Below are 24,029 nucleotides of genomic sequence, written 5' to 3'. Positions count from 1 at the left end.
TGGGGCGTTTGAGAATTTATTATGCTAATCAAATTATTAACCAAAGTTTTTGGTAGTCGTAACGATCGTACCCTGCGCCGTATGCGCAAAGCTGTTGCCGTCATCAACGGTATGGAACCGGCGATGGAGAAGCTCTCTGATGATGAGCTGAAAGCGAAAACGGCGGAATTCCGTGCGCGTCTGGAAAAAGGTGAAACCTTAGAAAGCCTGATCCCGGAAGCTTTCGCCGTTGTGCGTGAAGCGAGTAAACGTGTGTTCGGCATGCGTCACTTCGACGTTCAATTGCTGGGCGGTATGGTGCTTAACGAACGCTGCATCGCGGAAATGCGTACCGGTGAAGGTAAAACCCTGACCGCAACGCTGCCGGCTTACCTGAATGCACTGACCGGTAAAGGCGTTCACGTCGTTACCGTCAACGACTATCTGGCCCAGCGTGATGCCGAAAACAACCGTCCGCTGTTCGAATTCCTCGGCATGACCGTCGGCATCAACATGTCCGGACTGCCGGCACCCGCCAAGCGCGAAGCCTACAACGCAGACATCACCTACGGCACCAACAACGAATACGGCTTCGACTACCTGCGCGACAACATGGCGTTCAGCCCGGAAGAGCGCGTCCAGCGTAAGCTGCACTATGCGCTGGTGGATGAGGTTGACTCCATTCTGATCGATGAAGCGCGTACCCCGCTGATCATCTCCGGCCCGGCCGAAGACAGCTCTGACATGTACCGTAAAGTCGACAAAATCATTCCACACCTGCTGCGTCAGGAGAAAGAAGACTCCGATACCTTCCAGGGTGAAGGCCACTTCTCCGTAGATGAAAAAGCGCGCCAGGTGAACCTGACCGAACGCGGTCTGGTGAAAATCGAAGAGCTGCTGGTGGCTGAAGGCATTATGGAAGAAGGTGAGTCTCTGTACTCTCCGAGCAACATCATGCTGATGCACCACGTGACCGCCGCGCTGCGCGCCCACGCGCTGTTCACCCGCGACGTTGACTACATCGTGAAAGACGGCGAAGTCATCATTGTCGATGAACACACCGGCCGTACCATGCAGGGTCGTCGCTGGTCTGATGGTCTGCATCAGGCCGTTGAAGCGAAAGAAGGCGTGGATATCCAGAACGAAAACCAGACGCTGGCATCCATCACCTTCCAGAACTACTTCCGTCTGTATGAGAAGCTGGCGGGGATGACCGGTACCGCAGATACCGAAGCGTTTGAATTCAGCTCCATCTACAAGCTGGATACCGTGGTTGTGCCAACCAACCGTCCAATGATCCGTAAGGATATGCCGGACCTGGTGTACATGACCGAAGCGGAAAAAATTCAGGCGATCATCGAAGATATTCGCGACCGTACTGCCAATGGTCAGCCGGTTCTGGTGGGGACCATCTCCATCGAGAAATCCGAGGTGGTTTCCAATGAGCTGACCAAAGCAGGCATCAAGCACAACGTTCTGAACGCCAAGTTCCACGCTAAAGAAGCGGACATTGTTGCTCAGGCGGGCTATCCGGGAGCGGTGACCATCGCCACCAACATGGCGGGTCGTGGTACCGATATTATGCTCGGCGGTAGCTGGCAGGCTGAAGTCGCAGAGCTGGAAAACCCAACGCCAGAGCAGATCGAGCAGATCAAAGCCGACTGGCAGGTGCGTCACGACGCGGTGCTGGCATCCGGTGGTCTGCACATCATCGGTACCGAGCGTCACGAATCTCGTCGTATCGACAACCAGCTGCGTGGCCGTGCGGGCCGTCAAGGTGATGCCGGTTCTTCCCGCTTCTACCTGTCTATGGAAGATGCGCTGATGCGTATTTTCGCCTCCGACCGCGTGTCCGGCATGATGCGTAAGCTGGGCATGAAGCCTGGTGAAGCCATTGAGCACCCATGGGTGACTAAAGCGATCGCTAACGCCCAGCGTAAAGTGGAAAGCCGCAACTTCGATATTCGTAAGCAGCTGCTGGAATATGATGACGTGGCCAACGATCAGCGTCGCGCGATCTACACCCAGCGTAACGAACTGCTGGACGTGTCCGACGTGAGCGAAACCATCAACAGCATCCGCGAAGATGTGTTCAAAGCCACCATCGACGCGCATATTCCACCGCAGTCTCTGGAAGAGATGTGGGACGTTGAAGGCCTGCAGGAACGTCTGAAAAACGACTTCGATCTCGATCTGCCAATCAAAGAGTGGCTGGATAAAGAGCCTGAGCTGCATGAAGAGACCCTGCGCGAACGTATCTTTGAAACCGCGCTGGAGGTTTATAAGCGTAAGGAAGAAGTGGTTGGCGCTGAGATGATGCGTCACTTCGAAAAAGGCGTGATGCTGCAGACGCTGGACTCCCTGTGGAAAGAGCACCTGGCGGCGATGGACTACCTGCGTCAGGGTATCCACCTGCGCGGCTATGCGCAGAAAGATCCGAAGCAGGAGTACAAGCGTGAATCCTTCTCCATGTTTGCCTCTATGCTGGAGTCACTGAAGTACGAAGTGATCAGCACCCTGAGCAAGGTTCAGGTGCGCATGCCGGAAGAAGTGGAAGCGATGGAGCAGCAGCGTCGTGAAGAAGCTGAGCGTCTGGCGCAGATGCAGCAGCTGAGCCACCAGACTGACGAAAGCGAAGCCGCAGCAGCGATCGCCGCGCAGACCGGCGATCGTAAAGTCGGTCGTAACGATCCGTGCCCGTGTGGTTCCGGTAAAAAATACAAGGCGTGCCACGGCCGCCTGAGCTAAGAACATAACTAACTGAAAAGGCGCAGATATCTGCGCCTTTTTTATGGAAGTGACGCTATGAAAATACTGCAAATTGCCGTCGGGATTATTCGCAACCCGCAAAACCAAATCTTCATCACCCAGCGCGCTGCTGACGCCCATATGGCGAACAAGTGGGAGTTTCCGGGCGGGAAAATCGAATCAGGAGAAACGCCGGAAGAGGCGCTGGTGCGTGAGCTGCAGGAAGAGGTGGGGATTACCCCGCTTGGCGCCACGCTGTTCGATAAGCTGGAGTATCAGTTTCCCGACAGGCACATCACGCTGTGGTTCTGGCTGGTGGAAAGCTGGGAAGGTGAACCCTGGGGAAAAGAGGGACAGCCGGGTAACTGGGTGGAACTTCAGGTCAGTGATGCCGACAAATTCCCGCCAGCCAATGAGCCTGTGATCCGCCGCTTAGCGACAAACATGTAGGCCTGCCGAACGAATCGCCAGCAGGCTTTGAACGTTACTGCTGGCTTTCGCTCCAGTCATCGCTATCCGAGAGGTCGCCTTCGCTCGGAATTCGTTTCTCTTCCGCCGCCCATTCGCCCAGATCAATGAGCTGACAGCGCTTGCAGCAGAACGGGCGAAACGGACTCACTTCTCCCCAGACGACAGTTTTCCCACAGGTTGGGCAGTTTACGGTGGTGACGTCAGACATTGGCACTCCTTAACAACAGGCCAGTTCAAAATCGAGGCGTTCCGGCACGGTGCCATTTTCACTGTCCAGCGGCATAAAGCGGATCGCGAAACGGCTTTTATGCCCGGAAATTTGTGGATAAAGCTGCTCGCCAAGAGACAAATTTAGACGCAGAAGATCGGCGTCATCGCCGTTGTCCTGATAAAAACCGTTGAGACTGGTTTGCTTGCGGAACGGGGCAGAGTTACGCACAAGATCGAGGATCAGCGATAGCGTCTGATTCATCGGCTCCAGGCTACCCAGCCAGCTGTTTACCTGGCGATCGCGCTGTTCCTGCGGCATATGCAGCCACATATGCAGCGTTGGCAGATCAAAGCTACAGCAACCGCCCGGTATGCTCAGGCGCTGGCGCACCAGCGCTATCAAACGGTCTTCTCGTAAATATTGCCCAACGCGCGGCGCGGCCATCAGCGTCGTGCTGCTGTTTTTCAACTGCTGGCGTAAGGCGTCAATTCGACTTTGATCCACGCCCGGTACTTCGGCCCAGGCCTGTAATTTACGCTGCTGGCGCTCCAGCTCTTTCAACAGCTCCGTGCGGACATCGCCACGTTCAATCACATCCAGCAGATCGCCTACGTTGCGAAAGAAGTGCAACGCCGTGGCATGATCGTTAACAGGCAGATGTTGTGAAAGCTGTTGGATGAGAAATTCAATGCGCAGCCAGGTACGCATTTTTTCATTGAGCGGGTGCTCAAAAAGGATGTGAGTCGACATTATGGTTTTTCCTGTGCAACGGCCTGCGCGGCGAAGGTTAGATACTGCTCGTGCAGGCGGGCAACATCCGATGCAATGGCATCTGGTGCGCCGTTATTATCAATAACATCATCCGCAACGGCAAGGCGCTGAGCGCGAGTGGCCTGAGCGGCAAGAATTTGTTCAGCATGTTCACGCGAGACGTGGTCGCGCGTCATGGTTCGCTGGATTTGCGTCTCGGGTGTGACATCAATCACCAATACCCGATTGGCTTTCTTATGCAGCTGATTTTCTACCAGGAGCGGAACCACCCACAGGACATAGGGCGAGCGGGCTGCGGCTATCTGACGCTGAGTTTCCTGGTGGATAATGGGGTGGAGCAGGGCATTAAGCCAGGCTTTTTCCGCAGAATCGGAAAAAATATATTCGCGAAGCTGACGGCGGTTCAGTGTGCCATCGGCATTGATGATTGCCTGACCGAAATGGTCGGCGATGGCCTTTAGCGCGGGTGTATTGGGCTCTACCACCTGACGGGCAATAATATCAGCATCAATAATCGCGATGCCGAGACGAGAAAACGCGTCCGCAACGGTACTTTTGCCACTACCGATGCCGCCGGTTACTGCGACGATATACCCCATTAAATCAAATCCTGGGAATTATTCATTATGGAAATCAGTTGCTTAAAAAACAAACGTGCGACAGTAATTGTTTGATTCTCTTTACCGGCTTTTTACCAGGTAAATTTATAGGATTGTAGCGTAAAAAAAGAGAATTTCGCAGTCTTGCGGAGCAGGTATTAGTGCGTATGATAGCGTCACTGGAGTTGTGCTTTTAACATATTTGCCTCTAACCCCAGGAATCCGCACATGCGTATCGAAGAAGATCTGAAGTTAGGTTTCAAAGACGTTCTTATCCGCCCTAAACGCTCTACACTGAAAAGTCGCTCAGACGTTGAACTCGAACGTCAATTCACCTTTAAGCATTCCGGTCAGACATGGTCTGGCGTGCCAATCATTGCTGCCAACATGGATACAGTCGGTACCTTTGAGATGGCAACGGCGCTGGCTCAGTTCGATATTCTTACTGCAGTCCACAAGCACTACACTCCTGAAGAGTGGAATGCGTTTGTTGCGTCAGCCTCTGCTGACGTGGTGAAGCACGTGATGGTTTCCACCGGTACTTCCGATGCCGATTTCGAGAAAACCAAACAGATCCTGAATGCCAACCCGGCGCTTAGCTTCGTTTGTATTGATGTGGCGAACGGTTACTCCGAGCATTTCGTCCAGTTCGTCAGCAAGGCGCGCGAAGCGTGGCCGACCAAAACCATCATTGCGGGCAACGTGGTGACCGGTGAAATGTGTGAAGAGCTGATCCTCTCCGGTGCCGACATCGTGAAAGTGGGCATTGGCCCGGGCTCTGTATGCACCACGCGCGTGAAGACCGGAGTTGGTTATCCGCAGCTTTCCGCGGTCATTGAATGTGCCGACGCGGCGCACGGCCTGGGCGGCCAGATCATCAGCGACGGCGGTTGCACCATGCCGGGCGATGTCGCAAAGGCCTTTGGCGGCGGCGCGGACTTCGTGATGCTCGGCGGTATGCTGGCAGGCCACGAAGAGAGCGGCGGCACCGTGGTGGAAGAGAACGGCGAGAAGTTCATGCTGTTCTACGGTATGAGCTCTGAATCCGCGATGACCCGCCACGTCGGTGGCGTGGCAAAATACCGTGCGGCAGAAGGCAAAACCGTGAAGCTGCCTCTGCGCGGCCCGGTTGAAAACACCGCGCGCGACATCCTGGGCGGCCTGCGCTCAGCCTGTACCTACGTGGGTGCATCCCGCCTGAAAGAGCTGACGAAACGCACGACGTTTATTCGCGTTCAGGAGCAGGAAAACCGCGTTTTCAATAGCCTGTAATGGCTTTCGCTGGCGCATGCTTGTGCGCCAGCGCTGCTGCACTACCCCGCGCTCATCGCATCACCCAGATGGAAAATCGGCAGATACATTGCCACCACCAGCGTGCCGATGATAACCCCCGTAACAACCAGGAGCAGTGGCTCCAGAAGCGCCGCCAGGTTGTCTGCCCGTTGAAAGGTCTGTTCCGTGTGATGGCGAGCAAGGTTTGCCAGCATGACGTCCAGCGAACCTGACATCTCACCGGTTCGTAAAAGCTGAATACAGAGCGGGGTAAACATTGCCGCCTTCTGAAAGGACGACCAGACGGGGAGACCTTTTTCAATGTTCTCGCGTATGCTGCGGAGTATTCCCTGCCAGTACCGGCTTTCAACAGTCTCTTCTGCACTTTCAAGCCCCTGTAAGAATGCAATGCCCGCCTGCTGCGTGAGCGACAGCACGGTGAAAATCTGCCCCAGCTTTTGCCCTCTCGCCAGCGCGCCCATTACGGGAAAACTTAGCAGAATACGCTGCCAGCGAGGATGGCGTCGCAGAGGCCAGGCTGCGGTTACGGGAACAAGCAGCATCGCGAACAGCGCAAGGGCATATGACTGCATAAACGCGGCTATCCCCATAACAATTCGCGTCAGCGCCGGAAGCGGGGTATTAAAGGTTTTGTAGATCGCGGCAAATTCGGGCAAAACCAGGGTGACCATTGCCAGCACGACGAGCACGGCCAGCGTCAGGACGATCGCCGGGTAGCGCAGCGCTTTTTTCACCTTCGCGCTGAGCTGGTGCTGCGCTTTTTGCTGCTCTGCAAGCTCTCGGCAGCACGCTTCAAGCTTCCCCGTAAGCTCTCCGGTTTTCACCATTGAGATATGCAGTGGGCTAAAGACCGCTGGCCACCTTTTGAGCGCCTCAGAAAAAGGACAGCCTTCACTGAGTTCATCGGCAACGTTTTGCAGTAGCCCCCGCCACGGTTCTACTGGATGTTGGTCTGCCAGCATTTGCAGACTATGCGCGAGCGTCAGCCCGGCCTGCAGGAGCGTTGCGAGCTGACGAAACATCTCGTAGCAGTGATGTGGACGCCAGCGGTGCCTTTGAGCGCATCGGGTCAGGGCCAGAGGATGGAGGTCGTTACGCATCAGCCTGGTGAAGGCTGCGTTGCGGTCGGTGGCCCAGAGAACCCCGTTTCGGGGTTCTCCTTCAGCGGAGATTGCTCGCCAGCGCCAGAGTTGATTAGCAGCCATCGGGCATACCCAGAACACGCACTAACTCTTCAAGCGTGGTCATCCCTTGTTCAACGGCCATGCAGCCGTGTTCAAACAGCGAGATGAGGCCAGCCTGTCGGGCGCTGGCTTCAATCACCTCGGTGCCTGCCCCGCTGGCAATAGCCTGGCGCAGGGGATTATCGATCTCAAGTACTTCAAAAATGGCCACGCGCCCGTAAAAACCGTGATAACAACGATCGCAGCCTGCAGGCTGCCAGCGAGGAAGTTGCCGCGGCCAAACCGAGCGCGGCAGGTCCGTATGCTCCCCTGTTTTCTGTCGGCAGTGCGGGCAAAGGCGCCGAACCAGCCGCTGGGCAATCACCATCGAAAGCGCGGAAGAGATCATCCAGCGCGCCACGCCCATCTGCTCCAGACGAATGAGGGTTTCCGTCGTCGAGTTGGTGTGCAGCGTCGACAAAACGAGATGCCCGGTCTGCGCGGCTTTAATGGCAATTTCTGCCGTTTCACCATCGCGAATTTCCCCGACCATAATGATGTCCGGATCCTGACGGAGCAGCGCTCTCAGTACGCTCTGGAATGTTAAGCCCGCGCGGGGGTTAACCTGCGTCTGATTTAACCCCGCAAGCGGGATCTCGATGGGATCCTCCACGCTGCAGATGTTGACGTCAGGGGTGTTACGCGCCTGCAGCGCGCTGTAGAGCGTTACGGTTTTGCCGCTGCCCGTCGGGCCGGTGACCAGAATTAGCCCCTGAGGCTGGTGGAGTACCTCATTAAAACAGGCCAGCTGTTTAGCGCTCATGCCAAGCGCGTTCGGCTCCAGCGCCTGCTGAACCTGATGTAGCAAACGCAGCACAATTTTCTCACCGCCGTTGCAGGGAAGCGTGGCGATACGAAACGAGACCGGCTCGTTTGTCAGCTCAATCGTAAACTGACCGTCCTGCGGCAAGCGTCGTTCCGCAATATCCAGATTACCCAGCACTTTTAACCGGGCGCTGAGCATCGTCGCCAGCGCGGCGGAAAGGGGAGGCTGCGGATAAAGTACCCCGTCGATACGTAAGCGGATCTGGCACGCGTGCTCCATTGGTTCGATATGGATGTCAGACGCGCGCTGGTTTACTGCCTGCTGCAGCGTATGGTTGAGGATGTCCACCGCGGAGTGGGGTTGCGAAACGACGGGCAGATGCGATTGCGCGGTTAACTGCCGGTGCTTTTCCATGCGTTCAGCGCTCCAGCATTCGATATCAATCCGCTTCTGGGTCGCGAAGCGCAGGGCCTCCATCAGTTCAGGCGCGGGGGTTCCCACGACGGCGATGCTAATCATGTCGCTGTCGCTGGTGAGCAGCAGGGCATGGTGGCGAAGACAAAGCGCCACGAGTTGATCGGTGTTCATTATCCGCTCCTTAGTTAGTGTCGAAGCGGAAGACGTCTTCGCAGGCCTGCTTAAGCGCGCTGTCAGCACTGATATTGCAGTCACGCGTCCAGCCCGTCATGCCATTGCCGTTGCTCCACTGCGGCGTCATGGTTACCGTCAGCCCGTTCAGGCTCTCCTGGCCTGTTAAGGTCACGATCCCTTTCGCCACGCTCATTCCTGAAACGTAACGCGTCGTGGCAGGAGAGGGAATACCGTTACTGCCGGCATCGCAGCTTTCCACGCCGCCGCGATCGAGCGCGCAAAGCTCAATGGCAGTGCGATAGGGAACGAAAGTTTGCAGCATATCGGTGAGGGCTGCTTTACGCAGGTAGTTCTGATAGGCGGGAACGCCGATGGCGCTCAGAATCGCAATGATGCCAATGACCACCATCAGCTCAATGAGTGTGAATCCTTGTTGTCTGTCCATATCTGCTCCTTATGCAAAGTGGCTCTACTTTGTCAGCGGGACAGGGCAGAAACGAGGGGCAAAAAAGAGAACGAGAAAGGAGCTTCAGAGAATTCATTCCGTGTTGCAGAGAAGGACAATGGATTTGCGAGCGAGGCTGAAATTCCCCTCTCCGGACAGAGAGGGGAGCGTGCGTTATTTGAAGCGCATTGAGAGATCGAGGGCGCGAACGTGCTTGGTCAGCGCGCCAACGGAGATGTAATCCACGCCGGTTTCGGCGAACTCACGGATCGTCTCGAAAGTGACGTTTCCGGACACTTCAAGCTGGGCCCGGCCGTTGGTCAGTTTCACCGCCTCGCGCATCTGCTCCGTCTCGAAGTTATCGAGCATGATGATATCGGCCCCGGCCTTGATCGCCTGCTCCAGCTCTTCCAGGCTTTCAACTTCCACCTCAACCGGCACATCCGGATGCAGCCAGAAGGCCTTTTCCACCGCCTGACGCACGGAGCCAGAAGCGATAATGTGGTTCTCTTTAATCAGGAAAGCATCGGATAAGCCCAGACGATGGTTTGCGCCGCCGCCGCAGAGCACCGCGTACTTCAGCGCAGTGCGCAGGCCCGGCAGCGTTTTGCGGGTATCAAGCAGCTGGGTACGGGTGCCGGCCAGCAGGTCAACGTAGCGGCGCACTTCACTGGCGACGCCAGAGAGCGTTTGGACAAAATTGAGCGCGGTACGCTCGCCGGTCAGTAATACGCGGGAAGGACCGTCCAGCTCGAACAGCGGCTGATTGGCGGTCACTGCATCACCATCATCAACGTGCCATGTCACCTGTACATCGTCACCCGCCAGCTGAGTAAAGACCTCTTCAACCCAACGCTTGCCGCAGAAAACGCCCTCCTCACGGGTGATAATGACCGCGTGCGAGCGTGTCTCTTTTGGCAACAATTGTGCGGTAATATCTTTATCGGCGTTAACGTCACCCCCCAGGTCTTCTTTCAACGCATGGGCGACGCTTGCCGGAATATCCATATTAATACGTTCCAGAAGCGCTTCACGTCGGTGGTCGGGGTTGTAGCGGCGAGGCGGCATGATAAAACTCCAAATTGGTAACGAATCATAATATTGAAACATGCTACTCTGAACCGAGTCATTGCACCATACAGAAGGAGTTCCAGCATGTTGTTAGAAAACGGATGGCTGGTGGATGCGCGGCATGTGCCCTCGCCGCACCACGACTGCCGCCCGGAGGATGAAAAGCCCACACTGCTGGTGGTTCATAATATTAGCCTCCCGCCGGGTGAGTTTGGCGGCCCGTGGATCGATGCGTTATTCACGGGAACGATAGATCCCAATGCTCATCCCTTCTTCGCTGAGATTGCGCATCTGCGCGTGTCGGCTCACTGCCTGATTCGGCGTGATGGTGAGGTGGTTCAGTATGTTCCTTTTGATAAGCGCGCCTGGCATGCCGGGGTATCGATGTATCACGGGCGCGAACGGTGCAACGATTTCTCGATTGGGATTGAGCTGGAAGGCACGGATACTACCCCCTACACCGATGCCCAGTATCAGCAGCTGGTTGCTATTACCCACACGCTTATCGGACTCTACCCGGCAATCGCCGACAATATTACCGGGCACAGCGATATCGCTCCGGCGAGAAAAACCGATCCCGGCCCGGCATTTGACTGGCCGCGGTTTCGCGCCATGCTTGCCGCGTCGTCAGAATAAGGAGATACCATGACGTTGTTTACCATGCTGCTGGTTATCATCGCTGAACGCCTGTTCAAGCTCGGCGAGCACTGGCAACTGGATCACCGGCTGGAGGTGTTATTCCGCCGCATCAAGCACTTTTCCATGCTGCGCACGCTGCTGATGATGGCGGGCGTCATGCTTATTACCTTCCTGCTGCTGCGCTCGCTGTACGGACTCTTTTTCAACGTGCCGCTGCTGGTGGTGTGGATCCTGCTCGGCGTGCTGTGCATTGGTGCGGGCAAGGTGCGTTTGCACTATCACGCCTACCTGAAAGCCGCCTCCCGTGACGATGCCCACGCGCGCGGCGCGATGGCGAGCGAGCTGACGATGATCCACGGCGTGCCGCCGGACTGCGACGAGCGCGAGTTCATGCTCGAGCTGCAAAACGCGCTGCTGTGGATTAACTTCCGCTACTACCTTGCTCCGCTGTTCTGGTTTGTGGTGGGCGGCCCGTGGGGGCCGGTACTGCTGATGGGCTATTCGTTCCTGCGCGCCTGGCAGACCTGGCTTGCCCGTTATCTGACGCCGCATGAGCGTTTGCTGTCCGGCATTGATGCCATCCTGCACGTGCTCGACTGGCTCCCGGTGCGTCTGGTGGGCGTGGTGTACGCCTTAATTGGGCACGGTGAAAAAGCGCTGCCCGCATGGTTCGCTTCTCTTGGGGACCGCCATACGTCCCAGTACCAGGTGTTGACGCGCCTGGCGCAGTTCTCGCTGGCGCGCGAACCGCATACCGACAAGATCGAAACGCCAAAAGCCGCCGTCTCCATGGCGAAGAAAACCTCGTTTGTGGTGGTGGTGATTGTGGCGCTGCTGACGATTTACGGCACGCTGGTGTAACCCAGCGCGCCGCAGAGGCTATAACGTATCCGCAGGCGGGATGCCGAAATCAGGCATCCCGTTTTCGTCCCAGCGGACAAGCTTCAGGCGGGTATGACGGTTCGGATCGTAAAGCGGATCGCCTTCAATTTCGGTGTAAATTCTTGCGTGGTATACCAATACATCTTCCCCTTCCGGCGTTTGCGTAAAGCTGTTGTGGCCTGGCCCGTACTGGCGGTTCTCGTAGCTGGTGACGAAAACCGGGCGAGGGGATTTGTGCCAGTTTGCCGGGTTTTGCGGATCTGCGTTCAGGTCTATCCACAGTAATCCCATGCAGTAGTTCTCATCGGTGGCGCTGGCGGAGTAGCTGATAAACAGCTTATCGCCGTGAACCAGCACCGCCGGACCTTCGTTGACCCAGAAACCACGGCATTCCCAGTCGTATTCTGGCTTGCTGAGCATCACCGGCTCGCCTTTCAGCGTCCACGGGTTCTCCATTTCGCACAGATAGAGGTTAGAGTTACCGGAAATATCCGGGGCTTTTTGCGCCCACAGGTACCAGCGTTTGCCCTGATGAACAAAGGTGGTGGCGTCCAGGGCGAAGGTGTCGAACGGGGTGTTGATTTGCCCTTTCTCGATCCAGGTACCGCTGAGCGGATCGCGGTCCACACACTCAATCGCAAACATGCGGTGCTGGAACATCCCGAGCGCGTCGAGCGCCTGGGTGTGCGTCGCGGCAAAATAGATGTACCACTTGCCGTCAACGTGGTGCAGTTCTGGCGCCCAGATTAGCTGGCTCATCGGGCCGGTCTCGGGTTTGCGCCAGACCACCACCTCTTCAGCGTCGCGTAGTCCTTCCAGCGAGTCTGCGCGGCGGATCGCCAGCCTGTCGTACTGCGGCACGGAGGCAATAAAATAGTACTGTCCCTCATGGCGTAAAATGTACGGGTCGGCGCGTTGTTCGATAAACGGGTTTGGCCAGTTATGCATGCGGCTTTCCTTATTTAGTCTCAGCGGCTTTGAGTTCCTGATAGTCATTCAGCTCGCGGTAATTGTTGCGGCGTTTTTCCAGATCGGACTGGATCTGCTTCATGGTCTCACGGTCCACTTTCAGCAGACGTACCACCCCAGCGGTAATTAAGTATCCAATGCCCGGAATGACGGTAAAGAGCAGCACGATCCCGTTAATGGCATCCGCGCTTTGCGCTTTTGCGCCCGCGTCATAACCGTACCAGGAGAGCAGGAAGCCGACCATCGCACCGGCAATCGCCAGGCCCAGTTTCAGGAAGAAGATGTTACCCGAGAAACTGATCCCGGTGATGCGTTTCCCGGTTTTCCACTCGCCGTAGTCGTCCACGTCGGCCATCAGCGACCAGTGCAGCGGAGACGGGATCTGGTGCAGGATGTTAAGCAGGAAATAGAGCACAACGATGGTAACGGTGGCTTTCGGGTCGAAGAAATAGAAGGCGCAGGAGAATGCCGCCAGCACGATATTGGTCCAGAAGAAGACCTTCAGCTTACACCAGCGGTCGGTCAGCACTTTCGCCAGCACGCTGCCAAGCATCATGCCGACAACGCCCAGGCTGATAAACAGCGTGGCGAAGTGGGTGCTCTGGCCCATCACCCAGGTGACGTAATACATGGTCGCAGCCATGCGGATAAAGCCCGGGCAGACGTTGCACAGCGTGAGCAGCAAAATGCGCACCCACTGGTCGTTTTTCCACACGTCTTTCAGGTCGTTTTTCAGCTCGTCGTTGGTCTGCACTGCCGGACGCACGCGCTCGCGCACGGTGGCGAAGCAGAACAGGAACATACAGGTACCAATCAGCGCCAGGACGGTCATCGCCATCTGGTAGCCTTTGGCTTTGTTATCCCCGCCAAACCAGTCGGCCATCGGTAGCAGCGTTAAGGAGAGCAGCAGCGTGGCGATGCCGACCAGCACGAAGCGATATGACTGGCAGGCCACGCGCTCTTTTGGATCGTTGGTGATCACTCCACCTAACGAGCAGTAAGGGATGTTGATGGCCGTATAGGTTAACGAGAGCAGGAAGTAGGTGACAAACGCATAGATAACTTTGCTGTTATAGCTCCACTCCGGGGTGGTGAACATCAGAATGCTGAACAGCGCGTAGGGGAACGCAATCCACAGCAGCCATGGACGAAACCGGCCATATTTACTGCGGGTACGGTCGGCAATCGCCCCCATAATCGGGTCCGTTACGGCGTCAATCACGCGGACGGACAGCAGCAGCACGCCGACCAGCGCAGGCGCCAGGCCAAAAATATCCGTATAGAAATAGTTAACAAACAGCATGATGGCGCCGAAGATGATGTTGCATCCCGCGTCGCCCATCCCATAGCCGATCTTTTCTTTTACTGACAGTTTGTTGTTATCCATCGACAGCTCTCCGGTTTACGGTATGGGGAGAATTATTCGCTGGCAAAGGAATATATGCGTTGCAGTATCAGGGCGGTGATATGGATAAATGTGCTGTTGGCGTGAAAGTGTGAAGGAGGTAACAACGCGCGGCACCCTCAAAAACAGGTGCCGCGGCGAGAGGTTTAGTGCGCCTTCATGGCATTACGGCTTTTCTGGCTGAAGAGATAGCCAACGCCAAGGATCGCAATCCAGACCGGGATCAGGTAGACGGAAATCGCCATGCCCGGCGTGATCAGCATGATCACCAGCACGGCCGCCATAAACAGCAGGCAAATCCAGTTACCCAGCGGATAGAGCAGGGCAGGGAAGCGCGTGGTGACGCCCTGCTGCTGTTTCGCGCGGCGGAACTTCATGTGCGCCAGGCTGATCATCGCCCAGTTGATAACCAGAGCGGAGACTACCAGCGCCATCAGCAGGCCAAACGCCGATTCCGGTGCCATGTAGTTAATCAGCACGCACAGCGCGGTCACGATGGCTGAAACAATGATGGTATTCACCGGCACGCCGCGTTTATCCACGTTGAGCAGCATCTTCGGCGCGTTGCCCTGCTGGGCCAGGCCGAACAGCATACGGCTGTTGCAGTATACGCAGCTGTTGTAAACGGAGAGCGCTGCGGTCAGCACCACGATGTTCAGGGCGTTGGCGACAAAGGTATCGCCCAGCTCGTGGAAGATGAGAACAAACGGGCTGGTGTCAGCGGTCACGCGCGTCCACGGCAACAGGGAGAGCAGCACGGCCAGTGAGCCCACATAGAAGATCAGAATACGGTAGATAACCTGATTTGTGGCTTTCGGAATGCTTTGCTCCGGGTTATCGGCTTCGGCGGCGGTAATACCCACCAGCTCCAGGCCGCCGAAGGAGAACATGATGATCGCCATCATCATCACCAGACCGGTCATGCCGTGAGGCAGGAAGCCGCCCTGTTCCCAGAGGTTACGCACGGTAGCCTGCGGGCCGCCGTTGCCGCTGAACAGCAGCCAGCCACCGAAGATGATCATCGCCACAACGGCAATGACTTTGATAATGGCAAACCAGAACTCCATCTCGCCGAATACTTTTACGTTGGTCAGGTTAATGGCGTTGATAATCACGAAGAAGGCTGCAGCAGACGCCCAGGTGGGGATCTCCGGATACCAGAACTGAATGTACTTCCCGACGGCGGTCAGCTCGGCCATAGCAACCAGAACGTACAGCACCCAGTAGTTCCAGCCGGAGGCGAAGCCCGCAAAGCTGCCCCAGTATTTATAGGCAAAGTGGCTGAACGAGCCTGCGACCGGCTCTTCAACGACCATTTCGCCAAGCTGGCGCATGATCAGAAAAGCAATGAAACCCGCAATCGCATAACCCAAAATAATACCCGGACCGGCTGACTGGATAACGGATGCGCTGCCCAGAAACAGGCCGGTACCAATCGCACCGCCCAGTGCGATGAGCTGTATATGGCGGTTTTTAAGTCCGCGCTTTAGCTGATCGCCGTGCTGTTGAGCTTCCATTTGAAACCTCGTGTGTGGTTGTTATGTTCACGCTGTGCGTGTGTAATTATGAAAGTCCATATTCTGTATTTATTTCTTTACGGTTAAACAAACCGAAAAAAGCGGAGATGACTTCCGTAAGCGCCAGAATAGTGGTAAGCGCCTGCGAATGCACCTGCTTTATGAAGGGATGCTGACGACTTGAATAAAAAGAAAGCATTTGTAAATCGGCCCGCTTATTCTTCCTAACCCAACCTATAGAATAGAAATGCTTCTTAAGTGGGCGAATTTTCATTATTTGCCATGTTGAATCGCTTCAGATTGCAAAAACCCTCGTTTCATTATGGTTAAAACTCCCTCTTTGGGAGTAATCAACTCATTTGTGCAAAGTTACATTTCTGAAACGTTATTTCTGTAAGGTTGTTAAAATGTGCAGGGTTTACTGATTTCAATCAAAACCAATATGGACAGAAGGTGAATACTTTGTTACTTTAGCGATACGAACTAGAAATTGGTAAGACCAATTGACTCCGGGCAAAAAGGCGTAAGACAGGGAATATGGCCTACAGCAAAATTCGCCAACCAAAACTATCTGATGTGATTGAGCAGCAGCTGGAGTTTTTAATCCTCGAAGGGACTCTGCGCCCGGGTGAGAAACTTCCGCCAGAACGCGAGCTGGCAAAACAGTTCGACGTTTCACGTCCCTCTCTGCGTGAGGCGATTCAACGCCTCGAAGCAAAGGGCTTGCTGCTTCGTCGCCAGGGCGGCGGAACCTTTGTGCAAAACAGCCTGTGGCAGAGCTTCAGCGATCCGCTGGTAGAACTTCTCTCTGACCACCCAGAATCCCAGTTTGACCTGCTTGAGACCCGTCACGCGCTTGAAGGTATTGCGGCCTATTATGCCGCCCTTCGCAGCACTGATGAAGATCGCGTGCGTATCCGCGAACTGCATCAGGCCATTGAACGGGCACAGCAGTCCGGCGATTTAGACGCCGAGTCCAGCGCCGTTGTCCAGTATCAAATCGCCGTCACCGAAGCGGCACACAACGTGGTGCTCCTCCATCTGCTACGCTGCATGGAGCCGATGCTGGCCCAGAACGTTCGTCAGAATTTTGAATTGTTGTATGCCCGTCGGGAGATGCTCCCGCTGGTAAGCAACCATCGCACCCGAGTATTCGAGGCGATAATGGCCGGGGAGCCGGAGCAGGCGCGCGAAGCGTCGCACCGTCACCTGGCTTTCATTGAGGAAATCTTGCTGGACCGCAGCCGTGAACAATCGCGTCGCGAACGTTCATTACGCCGCATACAGCAACGAAAGGATTAAGCGCCAGGTACTTTTAGAGCGCGGCAACTAAACGCAGAACCTGTCTTATTGTGTTCTTGCCCAAGAGCACAATGGGACAGGTTCCAGACAAATCAACGTATTAGATAGATAAGGAATACCCCCATGTCAGAACGTCTCCAAAATGACGTGGATCCGATCGAAACTCGCGACTGGCTACAGGCGATCGAATCGGTCATCCGTGAAGAAGGTGTTGAGCGCGCTCAGTATCTGATTGATCAGCTGCTTTCTGAAGCTCGCAAAGGCGGCGTGAAGGTTGCTTCAGGTGCAGGGGCTAGCAACTACGTAAACACGATTGCCGTTGAAGACGAACCGGAATACCCGGGCAATCTGGATCTGGAACGTCGTATCCGTTCTGCAATCCGCTGGAACGCCATCATGACCGTTCTGCGCGCGTCCAAGAAAGACCTGGAACTGGGTGGCCACATGGCGTCCTTCCAGTCTTCTGCGACCGTTTACGAAGTGTGCTTCAACCACTTCTTCCGTGCAGCGAACGAGAAAGACGGCGGCGATCTGGTGTACTTCCAGGGCCACATCTCTCCGGGCATCTATGCACGTGCATTCCTGGAAGGTCGTCTGACTGAAGAGCAGATGAACAACTTCCGTCAGGAAGTTCACGGTAAAGGTCTGTCTTCTTATCCGCACCCTAAACTGATGCCTGAATTCTGGCAGTTCCCGACCGTATCTATGGGTCTGGGCCCAATCGGTGCGATCTACCAGGCTAAATTCCTGAAGTATCTGGAACACCGTGGTCTGAAAGACACCTCTGAGCAGACCGTTTACGCCTTCCTGGGCGACGGCGAAATGGATGAGCCAGAATCTAAAGGTGCGATCACCATCGCAACCCGTGAGAAGCTGGACAACCTGTGCTTCATCATCAACTGTAACCTGCAGCGTCTGGATGGTCCGGTAACCGGTAACGGCAAGATCATCAACGAACTGGAAGGCATCTTCGCAGGTGCTGGCTGGAACGTGATCAAAGTCATGTGGGGTTCCCGTTGGGACGAACTGCTGCGTAAAGACACCAGCGGTAAACTGATCCAGCTGATGAACGAAACCGTTGACGGCGATTATCAGACCTTCAAATCCAAAGACGGTGCCTACGTGCGTGAGCACTTCTTCGGCAAATATCCAGAAACTGCAGCGCTGGTTGCCGACTGGACTGATGAGCAGATCTGGGCCCTGAACCGAGGTGGTCACGATCCGAAGAAAATTTACGCTGCACTGAAAAAAGCGCGTGAAACCAAAGGTAAAGCGACTGTAATCCTGGCCCACACCATCAAAGGTTACGGCATGGGTGATACCGCAGAAGGTAAAAACATCGCTCACCAGGTTAAGAAAATGAACATGGACGGCGTGCGCTATATCCGCGACCGTTTCAACGTTCCAGTGACCGATGAGCAGGTAGAAAACCTGTCTTACATCACCTTCCCGGAAGGCTCTGAAGAGCACAAGTACCTGCACGAACGTCGTCAGGCGCTGAAAGGCTACCTGCCAGCTCGTCAGCCTAACTTCACCGAGAAGCTGGAACTGCCAGCGCTGGAAGACTTCTCTCAGCTGCTGGAAGAGCAGAACAAAGAGATCTCTACCACTATCGCTTTCGTTCGTGCCCTGAACGTGATGCTGAAGAACAAGTCGATCAAAGATCGTCTGGTGCCAATCATCGCCGACGAAGCGCGTACTTTCGGTATGGAAGGTCTGTTCCGTCAGATCGGTATCTACAGCCCTAACGGCCAGCAGTACACCCCGCAGGACCGTGAGCAGGTTGCATACTACAAAGAAGACGAGAAAGGTCAGATTCTGCAGGAAGGTATCAACGAGCTGGGCGCAGGCGCATCCTGGCTGGCTGCTGCGACTTCATACAGCACCAACAACCTGCCGATGATTCCGTTCTACATTTACTACTCCATGTTCGGGTTCCAGCGTATTGGTGACCTGTGCTGGCAGGCAGGCGACCAGCAGGCTCGCGGCTTCCTGATCGGTGGTACTTCTGGACGTACGACTCTGAACGGTGAAGGTCTGCAGCACGAAGATGGCCACAGCCACATTCAGTCTCTGACTATTCCTAACTGTATCTCTTACGACCCGTCTTACGCGTACGAAGTTGCTGTCATCATGCATGACGGTCTGCAGCGCATGTACGGTGAAGCGCAGGAGAACATTTACTACTACATCACCACCCTGAACGAAAACTACCACATGCCGGCAATGCCAGCAGGTGCCGAGGAAGGTATCCGTAAAGGTATCTACAAACTCGAAACCATTGAAGGTAGCAAAGGTAAAGTTCAGCTGCTGGGCTCCGGTTCTATCCTGCGTCACGTTCGTGAAGCAGCGCAGATCCTGGCGAAAGACTACGGCGTGGGTTCCGACGTGTACTCTGTGACTTCCTTCACCGAACTGGCGCGTGATGGCCAGGATTGTGAGCGCTGGAACATGCTGCACCCAATGGAAACCCCACGCGTTCCGTACATCGCTCAGGTGATGAACGACGCGCCAGCGGTGGCGTCCACTGACTATATGAAACTGTTCGCTGAGCAGGTTCGTACATACGTTCCAGCTGATGATTATCGCGTTCTGGGTACTGACGGCTTCGGTCGTTCTGACAGCCGCGAAAACCTGCGTCACCACTTCGAAGTAGATGCTTCTTACGTGGTTGTAGCAGCACTGGGCGAACTGGCTAAACGTGGCGAAATCGATAAGAAAGTGGTTGCGGACGCAATTACCAAATTCAACATCGATGCAGAAAAAGTTAACCCGCGTCTGGCGTAAGAGGTAAAAGAATAATGGCTATCGAAATCAATGTACCGGACATCGGGGCTGATGAAGTTGAAATCACCGAGATCCTGGTCAAAGTGGGCGACAAAGTTGAAGCTGAACAGTCGCTGATCACCGTAGAAGGCGACAAAGCCTCTATGGAAGTCCCGTCTCCTCAGGCTGGCATCGTTAAAGAGATCAAAGTCTCCGTTGGCGATAAAACCGAGACTGGCAAACTGATCATGATTTTCGATTCCGCCGACGGTGCAGCAGCTGCTGCACCTGCGCAGGAAGAGAAGAAAGAAGCCGCTCCGGCCGCCGCTGCTCCAGCAGCTGCCGCGGCAGCGAAAGAAGTGAACGTGCCTGACATCGGCGGTGACGAAGTTGAAGTCACTGAAATCCTGGTGAAAGTGGGCGATACCGTTGCGGCCGAGCAGTCACTGATCACCGTAGAAGGCGACAAAGCCTCTATGGAAGTACCAGCGCCATTCGCCGGTACCGTAAAAGAGATCAAGATCAACACCGGCGATAAAGTGTCTACCGGGTCGCTTATCATGGTCTTCGAAGTGGCGGGTGCTGCACCTGCTGCCGCGCCTGCACAGGCCGCTGCTCCGGCTCCGGCCGCAGCACCAGCCGCTGCTGGCGGCGCGAAAGACGTTAACGTACCGGACATCGGCGGTGACGAAGTTGAAGTCACCGAAGTGATGGTAAAAGTGGGCGATAAAGTTGCCGCTGAACAGTCACTGATCACCGTTGAAGGCGACAAGGCTTCCATGGAAGTGCCTGCGCCGTTCGCCGGTACCGTTAAAGAGATCAAAATCAGCACCGGCGACAAAGTGTCTACCGGCTCCCTGATCATGGTCTTCGAAGTGGAAGGCGCTGCGCCTGCCGCAGCTCCTGCTGCCGCGGCTGCTCCAGCACCGGCTGCTGCACCGGCTCAGGCTGCTAAACCAGCCGCTGCCCCTGCTGCAAAAGCAGAAAAATCAGAGTTCGCTGAAAACGACGCTTACGTCCACGCCACCCCGCTGATTCGTCGCCTGGCGCGCGAATTCGGTGTGAACCTGGCGAAAGTGAAAGGGACCGGCCGTAAGGGTCGTATCCTGCGCGAAGACGTTCAGGCCTACGTGAAAGACGCGGTGAAACGCGCCGAAGCTGCACCAGCTGCAGCCGCTGGCGGCGGTATCCCGGGCATGCTGCCATGGCCGAAAGTGGACTTCAGCAAGTTCGGCGAAATCGAAGAAGTGGAGCTGGGCCGTATCCAGAAAATCTCTGGTGCGAACCTGAGCCGTAACTGGGTGATGATCCCGCACGTTACCCACTTCGACAAAACCGATATCACCGATCTGGAAGCGTTCCGTAAACAGCAGAACGCCGAAGCCGAGAAGCGTAAGCTGGACGTGAAATTCACCCCAGTGGTCTTCATCATGAAAGCCGTTGCCGCTGCTCTGGAGCAGATGCCACGCTTCAACAGCTCCCTGTCCGAAGACGGCCAGAAGCTGACGCTGAAGAAATACATCAACATCGGTGTTGCGGTAGATACGCCAAATGGTCTGGTTGTTCCGGTCTTCAAGGACGTGAACAAGAAGAGCATTACCGAGCTGTCTCGTGAACTGACCACCATCTCCAAGAAAGCGCGTGATGGTAAGCTGACTGCCGGCGAAATGCAGGGCGGCTGCTTCACTATCTCCAGCATCGGCGGCCTGGGTACCACCCACTTCGCGCCGATTGTGAACGCGCCGGAAGTAGCTATCCTCGGTGTGTCCAAGTCCGCGATGGAGCCGGTGTGGAATGGCAAAGAGTTCGTGCCGCGTCTGATGATGCCAATCTCTCTGTCCTTCGACCACCGCGTGATCGACGGGGCTGATGGTGCGCGTTTCATCACCATCATCAACAACATGCTGAGCGACATTCGCCGCCTGGTGATGTAATCGAAAAGCCGGCCAGTCGGCCGGCTTTTTTCTGATAATCTCATGGTGTTTATGAGGTTATTGGTGAAAGCGACAATTCGTGAGCCGTTTGTTGTTTCAAAATTGTTAACAATTTTGTAAACTGCGGGCGGATAGAACGACCCGGTGGACGACGGGTATAAACTAAGAGGTCATGATGAGCACAGAAATCAAAACTCAGGTCGTAGTACTTGGGGCAGGCCCGGCAGGTTACTCCGCAGCATTTCGTGCAGCGGATTTAGGTCTGGAAACCGTCATCGTAGAACGTTACAGCACCCTCGGCGGTGTTTGTCTGAACGTCGGCTGTATCCCTTCTAAAGCGCTGCTGCACGTAGCGAAGGTTATCGAAGAAGCCAAAGCGCTGGCTGAACACGGTATCGTCTTCGGCGAGCCAAAAACCGATATCGACAAAATTCGTACCTGGAAAGAGAAAGTTATCACTCAGCTGACCGGCGGTCTGGCGGGTATGGCGAAAGGCCGTAAGGTCAAAGTGGTTAACGGTCTGGGTAAATTCACCGGTGCGAACACCCTGGAAGTGGAAGGCGAAAACGGCAAAACCGTTATCAACTTCGACAATGCGATCATCGCGGCAGGCTCTCGCCCAATCGAACTGCCATTCATTCCACATGAAGATCCACGCGTGTGGGATTCCACCGATGCCCTGGAGCTGAAAACCGTTCCTAAGCGTCTGCTGGTTATGGGCGGCGGTATCATCGGTCTGGAAATGGGTACCGTGTACCATGCGCTGGGTTCAGACATTGACGTGGTTGAAATGTTCGACCAGGTTATCCCGGCTGCTGACAAAGACATCGTTAAAGTCTTCACCAAGCGCATCAGCAAGAAGTTTAACCTGATGCTGGAAACCAAAGTGACTGCCGTTGAAGCGAAAGAAGACGGTATTTACGTTTCCATGGAAGGCAAAAAAGCCCCATCCGAACCACAGCGTTACGACGCCGTGCTGGTGGCTATCGGTCGTGTACCGAACGGTAAAAACCTCGACGCGGGCAAAGCTGGCGTGGAAGTGGACGACCGTGGCTTCATCCGCGTTGACAAACAGCTGCGTACTAACGTGCCGCACATCTTTGCTATCGGCGACATCGTCGGTCAGCCAATGCTGGCGCACAAAGGCGTTCACGAAGGTCACGTTGCCGCTGAAGTTATCGCCGGCATGAAGCACTACTTCGATCCGAAAGTGATCCCATCTATCGCGTACACCGAGCCAGAAGTTGCATGGGTCGGTCTGACCGAGAAAGAAGCGAAAGAGAAAGGCATCAGCTACGAAACCGCCACCTTCCCGTGGGCTGCTTCTGGCCGTGCTATCGCTTCCGACTGCGCAGACGGTATGACCAAGCTGATCTTCGACAAAGAGACTCACCGCGTAATCGGTGGTGCGATTGTCGGTACCAACGGCGGTGAGCTGCTGGGTGAAATCGGTCTGGCTATCGAAATGGGCTGTGACGCGGAAGACATCGCGCTGACCATCCACGCGCACCCGACGCTGCACGAGTCCGTGGGCCTGGCGGCTGAAGTGTTTGAAGGTAGCATTACTGACCTGCCAAACGCGAAAGCGAAGAAGAAATAAGTTTCTTCAGATGAAAAAAAGCGGCCTGAGGCCGCTTTTTTTATGCGCGGCGTTCAGGGGGCTACAGGCTGCCAGGTGTTATCAGGTGCGTATGAGGTCAGCGCCCGGGCCTTCTGCTCCGAATCGCTGCCGAGATCGGACTGGTACACCTTGTCGTCCTGGTTTATCACAAAGCTCATGACGCCTGTCTGACCATAGCTGACAGGCCAGGCAACCATGGCAAAGCTATTTTTATCCGGCAGGATGCGGAAGCGATAGCCATGGTAGCCCGCACCCGGCTCTTTCGGACTGAACGCCGGACCGAGCGGGCTTGGCGCTTCGCCGGGCGAGACGGGCCAGTACAGACCGTCCTTCTTCCCTTCAGAGCTGACAATCTTCTCCGCGTATTTCTGGTTCATCGCAAAATAGCTTTGCTGCGCATCCACGTAGGCATGCAGAGCTTCAATGGCGGCGAGTTCGTTGCGCCCAATTTCGCGGGTCAGGATCTCCTCGGCGCCTTCTTTGATGTCAAACTGCCAGCCGGAGGCGGTTTTGATCACCGGAATGGGAAGTTGCCAGCCGCTGTCTCCGACAACCAGATGCGCTTTATCGCCTTCGACAATGGTGTTATGACGGACTTTCCAGTCGCGCAGAAAGCGATCGACTGCGTCAGGATCAACGCCTTCAGGGGGCAGGAAGTCGCGCCAGTTCTCACCGAGCAGGTTGCTCATCGCGCTTTCGTTTTGATCGCGGATGGCGCTTTCCAGCGCATTGGTAGCCTGTTCTGGTGAGCTGAAGGATTGCTGCGCCATGACGGTCGCCGAGACCATGAACAACACCATTCCACTGAGTAATTTACGTTTCATGT

Annotated in this window: 21 protein-coding genes; 9 read left to right on the top strand and 12 right to left on the bottom strand. The window is 55.4% G+C overall.

What is annotated here, in order from left to right; translation table 11 throughout:
* Positions 1-21: 21 nt before the first annotated feature.
* The gene (gene secA, locus HBA26_RS01080) at positions 22-2,727 is read left to right on the top strand and encodes a preprotein translocase subunit SecA (protein ID WP_047367326.1); all 2,706 of its coding nucleotides are present in this window, start codon (positions 22-24) and stop codon (positions 2,725-2,727) included.
* A 57-nt stretch (positions 2,728-2,784) separates the two neighbouring features.
* Entirely contained in the window at positions 2,785-3,177 is a 393-nt protein-coding gene (mutT, locus tag HBA26_RS01075; RefSeq protein ID WP_028015515.1) for an 8-oxo-dGTP diphosphatase MutT, read from the top strand.
* A 34-nt stretch (positions 3,178-3,211) separates the two neighbouring features.
* Here mutT and yacG read toward each other — a convergent pair whose 3' ends face one another.
* From yacG to coaE, 3 genes are read right to left on the bottom strand one after another with little or no spacing between them, the layout of a single operon-like run.
* Entirely contained in the window at positions 3,212-3,406 is a 195-nt protein-coding gene (gene yacG / locus HBA26_RS01070; protein ID WP_028015516.1) for a DNA gyrase inhibitor YacG, read from the bottom strand.
* Positions 3,407-3,415: 9 nt separating this feature from the next.
* The gene (zapD, locus tag HBA26_RS01065) at positions 3,416-4,159 is read right to left on the bottom strand and encodes a cell division protein ZapD (protein WP_028015517.1); all 744 of its coding nucleotides are present in this window, start codon (positions 4,157-4,159) and stop codon (positions 3,416-3,418) included.
* The gene (gene coaE / locus HBA26_RS01060; protein WP_028015518.1) at positions 4,159-4,779 is read right to left on the bottom strand and encodes a dephospho-CoA kinase; all 621 of its coding nucleotides are present in this window, start codon (positions 4,777-4,779) and stop codon (positions 4,159-4,161) included. The genes zapD and coaE overlap by 1 nt, the downstream gene beginning before the upstream one ends.
* A 228-nt stretch (positions 4,780-5,007) precedes the next feature.
* Between coaE and HBA26_RS01055 the strand changes: the two genes are divergently transcribed.
* A complete protein-coding gene (locus tag HBA26_RS01055) occupies positions 5,008-6,051 on the top strand; it encodes a GMP reductase (protein WP_028015519.1) in 1,044 nt (347 codons plus the stop codon).
* Positions 6,052-6,092: 41 nt separating this feature from the next.
* On the opposite strand, the gene hofC is transcribed toward HBA26_RS01055, so the two are convergent.
* The 4 genes from hofC to nadC all read right to left on the bottom strand — a co-directional run bounded on the left by hofC (position 6,093) and on the right by nadC (position 10,165).
* Positions 6,093-7,277: a protein transport protein HofC gene (gene hofC / locus HBA26_RS01050; RefSeq protein WP_126345447.1), complete on the bottom strand. Its 1,185-nt coding sequence runs from the start codon at positions 7,275-7,277 to the stop codon at positions 6,093-6,095.
* Entirely contained in the window at positions 7,267-8,649 is a 1,383-nt protein-coding gene (gene gspE / locus HBA26_RS01045; RefSeq protein WP_126345448.1) for a type II secretion system protein GspE, read from the bottom strand. Before gspE ends, hofC begins: the two co-directional genes overlap by 11 nt.
* 10 nt (positions 8,650-8,659) lie before the next feature.
* A complete protein-coding gene (gene ppdD / locus HBA26_RS01040; protein ID WP_045259464.1) occupies positions 8,660-9,097 on the bottom strand; it encodes a prepilin peptidase-dependent pilin in 438 nt (145 codons plus the stop codon).
* 174 nt (positions 9,098-9,271) lie between these two features.
* Positions 9,272-10,165 (bottom strand): carboxylating nicotinate-nucleotide diphosphorylase, encoded by an 894-nt coding sequence (nadC, locus tag HBA26_RS01035; protein ID WP_045259465.1) that lies wholly within the window; start codon positions 10,163-10,165, stop codon positions 9,272-9,274.
* An 87-nt stretch (positions 10,166-10,252) separates the two neighbouring features.
* Here nadC and ampD point away from each other — a divergent pair, with 87 nt between their 5' ends.
* Together ampD and ampE are read left to right on the top strand one after the other, a co-directional pair.
* The gene (ampD, locus tag HBA26_RS01030) at positions 10,253-10,804 is read left to right on the top strand and encodes a 1,6-anhydro-N-acetylmuramyl-L-alanine amidase AmpD (protein ID WP_028015524.1); all 552 of its coding nucleotides are present in this window, start codon (positions 10,253-10,255) and stop codon (positions 10,802-10,804) included.
* A gap of 9 nt (positions 10,805-10,813) precedes the next feature.
* Positions 10,814-11,668, top strand: a complete 855-nt coding sequence (ampE, locus tag HBA26_RS01025; protein ID WP_166720740.1) for a beta-lactamase regulator AmpE — start codon at positions 10,814-10,816, stop codon at positions 11,666-11,668.
* An 18-nt stretch (positions 11,669-11,686) separates the two neighbouring features.
* On the opposite strand, the gene HBA26_RS01020 is transcribed toward ampE, so the two are convergent.
* From HBA26_RS01020 to HBA26_RS01005, 4 genes are all read right to left on the bottom strand, one after another.
* A complete protein-coding gene (locus HBA26_RS01020) occupies positions 11,687-12,637 on the bottom strand; it encodes a family 43 glycosylhydrolase (RefSeq protein WP_126345450.1) in 951 nt (316 codons plus the stop codon).
* Between the two features lie 10 nt (positions 12,638-12,647).
* Entirely contained in the window at positions 12,648-14,045 is a 1,398-nt protein-coding gene (locus HBA26_RS01015; protein WP_049000515.1) for an MFS transporter, read from the bottom strand.
* A 164-nt stretch (positions 14,046-14,209) separates the two neighbouring features.
* The gene (aroP, locus tag HBA26_RS01010; RefSeq protein ID WP_028015528.1) at positions 14,210-15,580 is read right to left on the bottom strand and encodes an aromatic amino acid transporter AroP; all 1,371 of its coding nucleotides are present in this window, start codon (positions 15,578-15,580) and stop codon (positions 14,210-14,212) included.
* Positions 15,581-15,626: 46 nt separating this feature from the next.
* Entirely contained in the window at positions 15,627-15,854 is a 228-nt protein-coding gene (locus HBA26_RS01005; RefSeq protein ID WP_082827687.1) for a hypothetical protein, read from the bottom strand.
* 263 nt (positions 15,855-16,117) lie between these two features.
* Here HBA26_RS01005 and pdhR point away from each other — a divergent pair, with 263 nt between their 5' ends.
* The 4 genes from pdhR (at position 16,118) to lpdA (ending at position 23,182) form a co-directional block, all read left to right on the top strand.
* Positions 16,118-16,882 carry a pyruvate dehydrogenase complex transcriptional repressor PdhR gene (pdhR, locus tag HBA26_RS01000; protein ID WP_006173806.1) on the top strand — a complete coding sequence of 255 codons (765 nt, stop codon included), beginning with the start codon at positions 16,118-16,120 and terminating at the stop codon, positions 16,880-16,882.
* Between the two features lie 123 nt (positions 16,883-17,005).
* Positions 17,006-19,669, top strand: coding sequence for a pyruvate dehydrogenase (acetyl-transferring), homodimeric type (aceE, locus tag HBA26_RS00995; RefSeq protein WP_028015529.1), 2,664 nt, complete (start codon positions 17,006-17,008; stop codon positions 19,667-19,669).
* A 14-nt stretch (positions 19,670-19,683) separates the two neighbouring features.
* On the top strand, positions 19,684-21,582 hold the full coding sequence (gene aceF, locus HBA26_RS00990) for a pyruvate dehydrogenase complex dihydrolipoyllysine-residue acetyltransferase (RefSeq protein ID WP_063438133.1): 1,899 nt from the start codon (positions 19,684-19,686) through the stop codon (positions 21,580-21,582).
* 175 nt (positions 21,583-21,757) lie between these two features.
* The gene (gene lpdA / locus HBA26_RS00985; protein WP_023332094.1) at positions 21,758-23,182 is read left to right on the top strand and encodes a dihydrolipoyl dehydrogenase; all 1,425 of its coding nucleotides are present in this window, start codon (positions 21,758-21,760) and stop codon (positions 23,180-23,182) included.
* A gap of 53 nt (positions 23,183-23,235) precedes the next feature.
* Here the strand turns inward: lpdA and HBA26_RS00980 are convergent, their stop codons facing one another.
* Positions 23,236-24,027 (bottom strand): DUF2950 family protein, encoded by a 792-nt coding sequence (locus tag HBA26_RS00980; RefSeq protein WP_166720738.1) that lies wholly within the window; start codon positions 24,025-24,027, stop codon positions 23,236-23,238.
* Positions 24,028-24,029 lie beyond the last annotated feature (2 nt).

Origin of the sequence: Enterobacter sp. 725m/11, from assembly GCF_011683705.1 — a bacterium.
GTDB lineage: Bacteria > Pseudomonadota > Gammaproteobacteria > Enterobacterales > Enterobacteriaceae > Enterobacter > Enterobacter bugandensis.
This window is presented reverse-complemented; position numbering and strand designations above follow the sequence as displayed.